Annotated in this window: 2 pseudogenes; both read right to left on the reverse strand. The window is 72.4% G+C overall.

What is annotated here, in order from left to right:
• Nucleotides 1-407: pseudogene (locus KVT32_RS28500) on the reverse strand (phospholipase D family protein); the annotation flags it as partial.
• Between the two features lie 31 nt (nucleotides 408-438).
• Nucleotides 439-551 (reverse strand): annotated as a pseudogene (locus KVT32_RS32315) (enoyl-CoA hydratase); the annotation flags it as partial.

Genomic DNA, 551 nt, shown 5'->3' on the forward strand with positions numbered 1-551 from the left:
AGCCGCACCTCGACATTCGGCTCGCGGGCAAAGGCGGCCAGCACGGGATCGAGCCCGGCGGTGTTGTTATCGTCGAGCAGGAGGCGGACGCGCACGCCGCGCGCCGCGGCGCTACGCAACGCGTCCAGCATCAGCGTGCCGGTGAGATCGTTGCGCCATATATAGTACTGGACGTCGAGGCTGCGCTCGGCGGCGCGGGCCAGCAAGACGCGCGCCGCGAACGCGTCGCGGCCGTCGGACAGGGGGTAGACCCCGGCCAGGCCGGGATGTTTGGCCGCCAGCGGCGCGATCGCCCGGCCCAGCGGCGTCGTTTCGGTGCCGGCCAGCGCCACGCTGGCGGTGCGCTGGCCGAGCGGCGGCAGCGAGGTGCAACCGTAGGTCGCCGCCGCCGTGGCGACCAGCGCCACCGCCCCTATCCGGACCGCCGGCGCGCGCATCCTACATGCCTTCGAAGTTCGCCTTGCGCTTCGCGAGGAAGGCCGACATGCCCTCTTTCTGCGCCGGCGTGCCGAAGGCGGCGTGGAAGAAACGGCGCTCGTAGCGCACGCCTT

This window comes from Achromobacter sp. GbtcB20 (assembly GCF_019091095.1).
GTDB lineage: Bacteria > Pseudomonadota > Gammaproteobacteria > Burkholderiales > Burkholderiaceae_B > Achromobacter > Achromobacter mucicolens.